The 11,205-nt window shown below is 34.6% G+C and carries 8 protein-coding genes; 1 reads left to right on the top strand and 7 read right to left on the bottom strand.

Annotation, left to right across the window (positions count from 1 at the left end):
• Positions 1-1,256: collagen-binding domain-containing protein (locus FC89_RS09125; protein ID WP_338040052.1), on the bottom strand; the 1,256-nt coding region annotated here is incomplete at its 3' end.
• 271 nt (positions 1,257-1,527) lie between these two features.
• Between FC89_RS09125 and FC89_RS09120 the strand changes: the two genes are divergently transcribed.
• Positions 1,528-2,637 carry a helix-turn-helix domain-containing protein gene (locus FC89_RS09120; protein WP_057872237.1) on the top strand — a complete coding sequence of 370 codons (1,110 nt, stop codon included), beginning with the start codon at positions 1,528-1,530 and terminating at the stop codon, positions 2,635-2,637.
• Positions 2,638-2,769: 132 nt separating this feature from the next.
• On the opposite strand, the gene FC89_RS09115 is transcribed toward FC89_RS09120, so the two are convergent.
• From FC89_RS09115 to FC89_RS12595, 6 genes are read right to left on the bottom strand one after another with little or no spacing between them, the layout of a single operon-like run.
• Positions 2,770-3,624 carry a nucleotidyl cyclase domain-containing protein gene (locus FC89_RS09115; RefSeq protein WP_057872236.1) on the bottom strand — a complete coding sequence of 285 codons (855 nt, stop codon included), beginning with the start codon at positions 3,622-3,624 and terminating at the stop codon, positions 2,770-2,772.
• Complete coding sequence (locus FC89_RS09110) at positions 3,608-5,695, bottom strand: cellulose biosynthesis cyclic di-GMP-binding regulatory protein BcsB (RefSeq protein WP_057872235.1); 2,088 nt, start codon at positions 5,693-5,695, stop codon at positions 3,608-3,610. Before FC89_RS09110 ends, FC89_RS09115 begins: the two co-directional genes overlap by 17 nt.
• A complete protein-coding gene (locus FC89_RS09105) occupies positions 5,696-6,940 on the bottom strand; it encodes a glycosyltransferase family 2 protein (protein WP_057872234.1) in 1,245 nt (414 codons plus the stop codon).
• 5 nt (positions 6,941-6,945) lie between these two features.
• Positions 6,946-8,586, bottom strand: coding sequence for a hypothetical protein (locus tag FC89_RS09100; protein WP_057872233.1), 1,641 nt, complete (start codon positions 8,584-8,586; stop codon positions 6,946-6,948).
• Positions 8,564-10,069 (bottom strand): glycan biosynthesis hexose transferase WsfD, encoded by a 1,506-nt coding sequence (wsfD, locus tag FC89_RS09095; protein ID WP_235804408.1) that lies wholly within the window; start codon positions 10,067-10,069, stop codon positions 8,564-8,566. The genes FC89_RS09100 and wsfD overlap by 23 nt, the downstream gene beginning before the upstream one ends.
• A 14-nt stretch (positions 10,070-10,083) precedes the next feature.
• Positions 10,084-11,187, bottom strand: a complete 1,104-nt coding sequence (locus FC89_RS12595; RefSeq protein WP_157060699.1) for a glycoside hydrolase family 8 — start codon at positions 11,185-11,187, stop codon at positions 10,084-10,086.
• Between the last annotated feature and the right edge of the window lie 18 nt (positions 11,188-11,205).

The following is an 11,205-nucleotide window of genomic DNA, read 5'->3' as shown; positions in this document are numbered from 1 at the left end:
GGCACCGTAGTACTCGTTGTTCCCCCGGTCGTTGGTGTCGTGGTACTACCAGTCGTGGTCGTTCCACTTGTTACCGGTGTTGTGGTACTCGTTGTTTCATCGGTTGTTGGTGTTGTAGTACTGCCAGTTGTCGTTGTTTCCCCAGTCGTTGGTGTCGTAGTACCTGTTGTGCTATTGGTTGTTGTTGTTGTAGATTCCGTCGTACTTGGTTGCAAATCCCAACGATGAGTTTCAGCAGCAACCACCACCTTTTTACCAACAATGTTACCATCAAGATTTTGATTAATATTTAAATCAGCATTAGGTGCCAGTACACTGCCTTGAAATGGCGCATTAAAATTAATTTCTTGATTTGTTTGCGTATTTTCAAAGTTCCATAAAATATGGGCATCACTAAAATTCTCTGTTTCTTCATTATCTCTTTCAGTACCATCGGTGTATTTCAAAACAATTTTAGAATTTACACTATAAGCTTGTCCGGCTGTTGCTACATTAAAAACAATCATCGGTCCATCACTGGCAGGATCAATTCCTTCAATCGTTAATGGGGTATTTCCTGACAAAACATCGCTATTCAAATTAATAATAATTTGATTTTGGGCATTAGGTTTTAAACCGGCAATATTTATTATTCGATTATTTGAATCGGCAAAATCTGATTGCTGATAACTTTTAACTGGAAGCTGCTCAGCTAAACTCTGAGAATTAGCATTCAGCTCGGCAAACACTTCATTAAAATCAATATATTGCTCAGTATCACTGTCTTGATAAACTTCATCCAATTTCAAATGATCCATTTTAGTTCCATTAACAGTTAAAGCATTGCCGTTATCAGTTGTTGCCAAAGCTACATTCTTGCCAAAAATAACTTTATTGGTTCGATCACCATTGTCTGCAACAAAAGAGCTTGAGCTAATCGATGTAACATTTTGAATATAACTGACATCTTGTTTAACTAAGTTCTGATGAATATCAGTTCCAAAATTAACATTACCAATCAAATTTTCAACGGCAATATTTCCATCCGTATGTGCATTTAATTCTGCTTCTTGAGCAAAAATATGAAAAACTGAAGCAACTCCGAGTGGATTATCTACCGTTCCAGGGAAGTCCTGTTCAACCGAACCGCCTACTGGAAATGAACCAGTCTCATTCTCATTAGTGTCAGCTTGAGCTAAAGAAGTTTTGCTATAAAATAGTGTTCCCAAAAAAATAGCAAAAACTAAAATCCAAAGCCCACCTTTTCTTCTCGACACTTTGTTTCCCCCTCCGTTTACAATCAAAAAATAATAGTTGCAAAAATATAATTAATTCGTTTCATAGAATCTATTATAAGGTTCACTTATCAATTGTTTAATTGCATTTTCTTGCAATTAATAGCAAAATATTGCAAATATTATTTAATTTGTATAAAAAAAAGCACTTTCTTTGTTAAAGTTTACCGGGTAAGTAGTTTCACTATTTGATCAGGGAAGGAGCCCCTATACTCATCATTCAACAATTACCCTAGCTCGGAGGAAACTAAAAATGAAACTTGATAGTAATCTTACCCTTTTAGCTCAAATTGCTTCAGTGGATATTTTTCTTTATTCTAAAAACAATGTTGAATCAACAGCTAGTGAAAAAGTTTCTGATCTAAAAAGATTCATTACTGAAGCACTTAACAGTAAAATTAAAGTCAATGAATTATTAATCATCAATAAAAATAACTTTTACATTACCAGTTTCATGATTCAAGATACTAAAATTTTAATTGTCCCACATTTAAACACTACCAATGCCTTTGATACCACAAATTTAATTGGCTTTGGTCAAAAAATAAGCGAAACTGCTTCACTTATTTATCAATTATTAACTCAAAGCCCTGCACCAACTTGGAACTACCATTTTAAAAATATTTATGCACCACAAACATTAAATTTCTTTTCTAAACAGCAAATCGAAAAACTCGTTTGCAACGAACAAGAGATTTTAATTGCTATTTCGGAACTAAATGAAACAAGGTTTAAAAGAGCTTTAAAAAGACCGACTTACAGTAGTTATATGGGAGCTATCTTTGAGAAAAACAATTACGAGCGCGGAATGAAAGATGTGTTAATCCACTTTATTACGCTATTATTTTACGTCTGCTTACAAAAAAATGAGTTAGCCCTCAATCTAGCCCTAAAAGTTCAAGATGATCTTTTAGGAAAAATCGAATTTCGTACTTCTTTCAAACCATTTGCCAGCACTTTACATCAACTAGCTATGGAATGTTTTGTCACTCTCAAAAATGTCAGGCACATTACCAATTTACCCTTGGCAGAAAAATGTGTGTTGTATATTAAAAGCAATATTTATAAAAAAATTTCGTTAGTAGATATCGCCCAGTATGTTGGTTATTCACCCAGCACAGTTAGTCATACATTCAAAAAAGAATTCAAAGTAAGCATTCGAACTTATATTAATTCGCAAAAAATTACCACTGCTAAGCATATGCTGGCAACTAAAGTTTTACGTCCAAGTGAAATTTCTAATTTATTATCATTTAGTAATCCCAGCTACTTTAACCATGTATTTAAAAAGGAAGTCGGTGTCACTCCTTCTGTATATCGCAAACAAATTATTCAGGCTAACCGCTTGCAGCATGTAAAATAATATAAAAAAAGCTGAGATTCATATTCGAATTCAGCTTCTTAATCAGTTTTATCATTTTGAACTTATATCTATAATTTCTCTCAGTTTAGCAATAGTTAAGAGAACACTTCCAGTTCTAACATGCTATGTTATCTACACGTCATATGCTTGTTCTTGGACGGCAGCAGCTATGAATCCCTTAACTGATGTAATACTATCATCATATTCTGCCACGCCGATTTTTAATTGAATATCATATTTATTAAATTGTGGATGTTTCGCAAGCTGTTCTTCCACATTTTTTTTAATGCGTTCAGTAGCTATGTTGGCGCCATCTTTTTCCGAGAATAATAATATTGCCCAGCGCGGCTTGTTAGCTTGACCGGAAATATTATAAATAATATCATTTTCCCGCAAACTAGCTACCAAAATTTTCGAAACTTCTTTAATCAGTTTGACTTTTTTCTCTGCCGAAATCATATTCAAGAGTTGATCATCATAACGAACAGTGATGATCCCCGTAGAAACTGGAATTGAAAATCGCTTATGAGTTCCAATGAAAATTTCTGCATCTTGCTGGTAAGCATTCATCGTCCGCAGATTGGTTAACTCATCAAAAACAATATCCTCACTTAGTTGCAACTGCATATGCTGATTCTCTGCCTGAATTTTTCTTTGGCGATCCGTCATTCCATAAGTTACCAAAGATAGCAGCAACGGCATAAATAACCAAAACATCATCAAAAAACTAACTTCTTGTCCTTTAACTAAATTAACATACAACATATAACTGCCTTGAATGAAGATAAATATCAAATTACCAAGCAATCCCGGGAGTAAACCCATAAAATAACTGATTATAAGCAACAACAAACTAATTCCCAAATAAAAAACATTTATCATTAAAAAATGATGAGCCGTCCCCATATAAATTGCTACAATTGAAAAAGCCGCCAACATCAACAAAAAATATACATCTGCAATTAAAGTATTATTTTTCTTCATCATTTTGCTGACCCTTTCCATTTGGCTTTTTATTCTTCAACAATAACAAAACGATTGCTGCAATCAAAATAGCAGCAATAAATATTGTCATCGCAAGATAGATATACAATTTGCTATTTTTTTGAACATTTTGTTTTAATGACAGTTTTTTATTAAGCACGGCCTGCTTTTTAAAGCGATAACTGTAAATATTGTTATTCTGGTCAACAACTATTGCATCCCCGTTATGCTGCATAATATTCTTGGAAAAATTTATCTGCGTTGTTGCCGTGTAAACATCTTGTGTGTGGGCAGCTGTTACAACCAGTAATCCCAAATTCTTATTGTAAGGCGAGCGCAATAATTGATCAGTTCCAATATTTTCACCGTATTTTTTCTCAATACTTAATTTTTCATTTGATACAAAGCCCTTGAACTTTTTATTAAATTTAAAGTACATTGAGCTATTTAATTCTTTAATAAAATGATTGCTTTGCGGAGTTCCAAAAACAATTAAATTTTTATTTTGCAAGACCTTCGTTGACGGTTTTTTAGTATAAAACTCAACTGAACCAGTGTTACTTTCAGCATAAGCACCGATTAAATTAAAAATATTAGTAATTGTCTGAAAGTCATAATTAGTTAGTTTTTTAGGCCGGACGACTACGATATGATTATAAGTTCGATTTCGAATAAACAAGTTAGGATAATTTGAAAAGAGCAGATCATTTTTTTCTTGTGAATTTATATTTGCTTTCGAATCAGATTCAATATAAGCCCATGGAGTTTCCGAGTTATCACTAACGGCCGTACTTCGCGGAGCCAAATCTAGTGCCACTCGCACGACCAGACTAGTTCCCAACTTCAGGTTAGCTGGCAGCGTCACCGTAAAATTATCGTTATCAGCTTTGGCAAGTTGCAGCCTATGACTTCCAACAACTTTTTTATTAATATATATCGTTGCCAATGAGTTCTTAAAATTTAAATTTTTTGAGTATCTCAAATGCAAGTTGACCTTGCTGCCTACAGAATTAGTCCGACTGCTTGGCAAACCTATAAAGAACTCAGCTTCTTGATGACCAGCACCGGTTAGTTTTTGTCCCTTGGTAGTTAACTTTGCCGTTCCATTGTAATTAAGGGTTGATGAATAGGTTGCGGTCGTATCGTCAATCTTTTCGGTTGGTGTTTGCGTTTCTTCCATTAATTCTGAATTAGCCGCAAACCTAGCCGCTTTTTGCAATAATTTGATTTTTTGGGAAGTAATAACTAAAACATGTTTATTTTTCTGATAAAACAATTTTAAAAATCCGTTATTGCGAACATCATTTGCACTAATTTGTCGTTGATACTTTGGCGGCAAATTTTTATATAAGGCAACAATAATTTTGTATTTTGCCTTCTTTGACCTACTATTTTCAAATGAAGTTAATGGTAATTGATCTGTATCTGTAGATAGTGTCCGGGTCTGTCCAGTAAGCGCATATGTTGCAGCGGTTAATTCTCCGTTGCTGGCATTTTTGGGGATAGCAATGACTGACTGTCCCCATGAAATTGTATCCGCCCCAGAAAAATGATTATAAAACGAATTTATTTTAAATTCCGGCGGTTTTAAATAATATTGAAAATTAACATTTGAACCCTTGTACAAGGTCAGCCAATTAGCCGGTGTTTGCGCCAGCGTTGAGCTTGTTTTGGATTGGTTAATAACTTGTCCATAAATCTGCAAGTTATTGGAACCACTGATTAAATTAGTAGGTATATCAATTTGTTTAGTCTGCATTCCACTTTTGATAACCGGACGAAAAGAATAAAACTTAATTCCATTTACTGAAATAGTAATATCTGACTTTTGATCAGCTGCCAACTGTGAAACTTCATAGTTCAAATTCAAAGTAGCCGTCTTTAGATCCCAGTAATCAATCTTGGTAAAATACATATTCGCTGTCACTGATTTGCCAGATAGAGTAGTTGTATTATTTTGAAACGGCTGAGTATAGCTCTTCATATCATCAGCCTTGGCATTCATTAGTGTCATAAATAACGAAATTGCTAAACTTCCAGCTACTATTCCTAAAAATCTAATTATTTTTTTCATTTATTTATACCTCGTTGTTTTATACCAACCTGTTTTCTTATGCGATACTTTTTCCCATATGTATACTATTAATCCATAACACGCCACTAACAACCACATTTGACTATATACAACATACATCAAAACGATCACCATCAAATTACTAAATGTCATCTCTCCTTTTTCAGTGGTGATCGTAATAAAGGTACTGACAACAAATAAAATCATGGCAAAAAGCCAAAGCAGATTACTGAAACCGGAAATATCAATATGCACTAGCCCGGAAACAGATAAAATGAAGGTCGTGTCCGAAATCAGCAAGGAAACCATTAACAGAAAATAGATCGCTAAAAAATAGAGCAAATCAAATCGAATCGGGCGTCCCTCTTTGATAAATAAGAATTTCAAATTTTTTAATATAACATAAATATTTCCCTTGACCCACCTTGTCCGCTGGTGAAACCATACATCAAAGGTTTGTGGTTCTTGCTCCCAAGTAACTGCTTTCGGCTGAAAATTAATATGATAATTCATCCGGTAAACGCGAAAACTGACTTCTGTATCTTCTGCCAAAGCTTTCACATCCCAACCACCAATTTTTTCAATTAAATCTCTGCGAATAACATAGTTGGTTCCAGGAATCGTACATAAATTAAACAGCACTTTTCTACCTGATTGTGAAAGCCACTGAAAAGACAGTGTTTCAACATTTATAAATCTTGTCAGCCATGAAGCATTTTTATTTCTTGTTCTGAATTTACCAATTACCGCCCCCGCTTGGCTGTCGGCAACCAGTTCCGAAACTAAAATTTTTAATGCAGATTTTTCTGGTGTATTGTCGGCATCATATACAGCAATCACACTTCCTTTGGCTGCTTTAAGTCCGATATTTAGTGCGTTTGATTTCCCTTTGCCTCCATTAACTTTATCAGTATTAATAACCTTTAAAAGGCGGTTGGGATTTCCCTGCTGAATTTTTTGTAACAATTCTGCTGAGTTATCCGAGCTGTTATCATTAATAACAATAATTTCATACTTATCAGTTGGATAATCAAATCTCAGTAGCGCTTCGACCGTCTTAACAATAACGATCCCTTCATTGTGTGCCGGAACCAAGATAGATACAAACGGCAGCTTACTTGGCAAAGATGCCTGATGACCGCGTAAATAACCAATATAACCAGCAAATACCAAAATAATATTAATCAGTAAAACCAGCCAGATTGAAATTACACTAATAATTAAAAGTGTGTCCACTACATACATACAGCCTATTTCCTCCTAAACTTGTCTAAGTAGATTTGCCAGCCTTTGATCAGTAAAATTACTAATCCAATCAGTGACACGATGACGACAACCAAAAGTACCTTGCTTCCAGAACGGAAAATATTGTTGATTCTTTGAATCAATGAAATATTTGAACTTGGTTTTTTAGACTTTTTATGCTTGTTATTATTACTTTCCAATATCTCTCGTTGCCGGCCGTTAACATAATAATTACCGAATTGATAAGTTAACGTTTTATTGCCCATTTTCATTTTTTTAAGTGATGGGTCAGCCGAAAAATCATACCAAGTTAAATCAATTTTACTTATATCTTTTTCAACTCTGGTTAACCTGGCAAGCGTCCTAGGTAGATTTACGTTTAATGCTGTTGGGACTGCAAACTCCATATTCTCAGCTGTTAACAATGAATGTGTTGCCTTAACTTTCTCAAAACTAGCCAAAGAAGCTACATAATACGCTTTATGATAGGTTGCAGCACTGCTGCTGGCAGCAATTGTCGGATAAACCTTTGGATTGGGCAATAATAAAATTTCATCTGCCCGTTTCAATCCACTTTTACTCAAAACAGCATCATGATTCCAAAAATTTGGAGCCGCAATTCCCATCGGATATATTTGTTTGCTGTACAACAGTCGCAAATCTTTTGTAATTGTCGTTGTTAAGGACTCATTGGTAACGGCACCTGTTAGATAACTTCCCAGCAAATAAGGCATTCTTAAATAAATCAGACCGTTATGATTTTCAGCATATTTTAAAACATTAATATAATCAGCAAAGGCCTTTTGATTGGTATTTTGCGTTGTAATAGTGGCACTGATTGCATAATGAATTCCTTTCTTATCTAAAACTTGGATTAAATGTTTTAGATAATCTAAATGAGCAAGTGGTGTCACTTTGGTAATTAATAACAATGGTTGATAATTTTTTTCTTGTTGGTTAGTTAGCAACTTGGTTAATAATTGCTGCTCATAGATCAGACCTAGGCCAGTTGTCTTCCAGAATGGTAAATAGGCATTATTATTGTTGATGACCCCAAAGGGAATTATTTTAGCGTGTTCATTACTTTGAAGCTCCAACTGCCCAAAAGTTAAGTAGTTTCCCTTGATGTTATTAAGAATTTCCATCGAGTCTGTATAAGGCAGTTGTTCTCTCACTTCGTCATTTTTGAACATCAATTGCTGCCGCACCAACTTACCAACATTTGCTTGCAACCCTTGTGCTTCATCCGCTTGTAAGTTCTGACCAATATGTATTTTATTTCCTTGAAAGTTTCTCCGATCGGCCACAAATGCCTGATTGCTAAAATTAACATAATTCCAATTAATTAACGTAATAACTGCTTTATAACCGCCATTTTCCAAAGTTCCTTGGCGATAATTATTGATTGTAGTGGTAGTGGTTTTCATTCCTAAGGCCGTCAGCATCCGTTGCAGCGAATCAATTGTTTTTTCTCCGTTATAGTAAGTGTTCTTGCTATCATAAACGACCAGAACCTTATTAACAGAATTGCCCGCTTTGGACAGATTTGCAGCTTTTGCCGGGAAAACCTGCAGTAGTAAAGAAAAAATCAGCACCAAAAACAGCAAATTCAGCTGACACATTCTAGTTGTTTTCACTTGGTTCATTAAGCTGCTCCTTTCCAGATTGCAAAGGATGCCAGAAAGAATGGTGTAAAACATCCGCAAAAATTTCTAAAATTATCAAATCCAAGGTTAACGGAACCATGATCAAGTGTTTTGCTAAATCAGCGTCACCATCACCAACGATACTGATGACAAACGTTCCCAATATCATAGTTACAAAAGCCAGCATTTTAAAACATTTCAGAATTGATTCAGTTTCATTGTTTTTGAACCCTAAAAAGCCGATTATCAAATATAGCACCGTTAAAATCAGACAAAGCAAAATATAAAAAGCAATCCGTTTTGGGAAAAAGGCCCCCATAATAAGAGTAAATAGCGTAAAATAATGAGTTTGCTGATACGGATGCGTTCCGGGTGCTTTTTGATAGTCACCAACCGCCCGTACCTGAATCAAATAACCATCTTTAGCCGCAATATCCAGCATTCGCTGAAATTCATTTGGATGGACCAAATAGAATTTCAAAACCCAGCCAAAATCAAATTTTTCTAAAAAATCCTTTTCAACAACAGCCGAGGTTTGTGATGCCTCTGAGTAAGTCTGACCATATATTTCTCCTTTCAGCAAACCAAATTGCCGGCTAATTCCTCCTCTTTCCAAATCAGATCCCGGATCTTTTTCTTTAAGCAGCACCCCACGCGACATAGTTTGATACTTATTGATTTGACTAAAATCACTGGTAATCAGATCGTAAGTTGCAAACCCGGCTGCCAGCAAAAGAGCAATAGAAAACAGCAAGAGATATTTATGCTTTTTCTGTTTAAAAACAAAAAACAAGCCGCAGGTTAATAAACTTAAACTTAATGCCAACGGTGCGTTTTGCTGTTTAACAGTAATTAAAATTAAACTGGCAACCAAATAAACTGCAAAGACTGCTAATTTATGATTACAATTTTTCCCCAACAAAATTATTGCAGCACCCAAATACAACATGGTAATAATCATTACCGGTTCAGCAAAAAAACTATTAAAATATAACGACCAAGATGAATCAGCAAAAATAAAGACAATTAACCCAGCAATTAAATAATTAGTTTTTTTCTTAGTTCCATAAGTCAAAGCCGTGGTTAAAAAATATATGCCGCCCAAATAAAATATGTAGTACAACATCCCTATAAAACGAATATCAAAAATTTTCTTGCTGTAAAAAAGCTGATTTATAAAAATCGCCAGCTTTATAAAAATTCCCTGTGAGGAAAACAACATTGCCTGATGTTCGTTATAATATTGCATAATGCCATAATGCGGCTGTAAATATTTAAGGTAGGTGTAATGACTGGATATTGGATATATTCCATTAAAATAGATTGCTCGAGCAAAATCGCCATTATCCGCATAGCCATTAATCGGGGGAATAAACATTAAGTAACCAATAATCAATCCAGCCACCAATGTTGCTAAAAATTGTGGGGTCATAAAAAATTTCTTTAGTGCCACTATTTTCTTTGAATCCATTTTAAAATTCATTACTAGGTTACCCCTTAATAACTAAAATCGCGGTTTCTAATGTTTCCTAATGCTAACAATGACAATAGTTCATTAAATGAATAAACTTGCTTGGTTTTCGCATCACCAAAACTGCCAAAAATCGGTGATCCGGAATCATTAACTTGCAAAGTCAGCAGTTTTTTAACGGCTTCTTGATACAATTCTTTATTCGCAACAGTTTTTCCGATAATTGCTGCCAAAGCATAATCACTTGCTGAACTGTTTTTTTCTACCGCAACTCCCTGATAATTGTAAACATTATACAGTTGCTTAGATTTAACCTTTTTCAGCAACCAATTCTGACTAGCCGCTGGTAATTTACCAACCGCTGCCAAATGTTCCATCGTCAGCAAACTTTGTGCCGTAACGATCTGCTTAGTATGGTATTTCCTGGTTTTCAAGTTATAAACCTGTTGATACAACGGAACCTTTTTACTAATAAATCCAGCCGTTACCAATTTCAGTGCCTTTTTATATAATGCTGGATCAAATTTTTGTAAAAGTGGTAGATCTTGATAGGACAGTGTCACATTTTTTGACTGCTTTTTAGTGCGAATGCTATAGTAATCCGTTAAATACGGACCGCGTTTAACCTTTTTTTTCAGTTTTATAAAAAGCTGTTGGGCCTCATGTTGATAATAATTAGTCTGATGAACTTTGTCGTAAACTAACAGCGATTTAATAATTCGCAAATCATCAATTGTCGCATTAACTTGATATTTTTTTCGATTGTTAGTATCTATTCTGTAAACAAAGACCCCGTCATGATAAAAATTTTTTTTGGTAGTATTATAAAATTTTTTGAATTGTGCTTGATTGCCGGTAGTAGCCAAATCCAGCAAGTATAATCCAGCCGACTCACTTAAATATTGATGACCTGAAGCCGTATTTTTTTGAAGTGTTTCTTTGTTTAAATAGTTGGTATATATCCCTATGCTGCCTAACATTTTGTGATCAACAAATTCTTTTGCCTGCTTATAAGCCAGATTTTTTTTCTCGGAAAAATTTGAATTGTTATCTGCCTGAGTTTCAGTTAAATTTGTGAAAATCAGCAATATGCCTAAACAAAAGAGCAAGCCTCTTAATACTTTTTTCATTTCATTTTCTCCCCTGCC

The sequence above is a fragment of the Liquorilactobacillus ghanensis DSM 18630 genome, assembly GCF_001435235.1.
Taxonomy (GTDB): Bacteria; Bacillota; Bacilli; order Lactobacillales; family Lactobacillaceae; genus Liquorilactobacillus; species Liquorilactobacillus ghanensis.
This window is presented reverse-complemented; position numbering and strand designations above follow the sequence as displayed.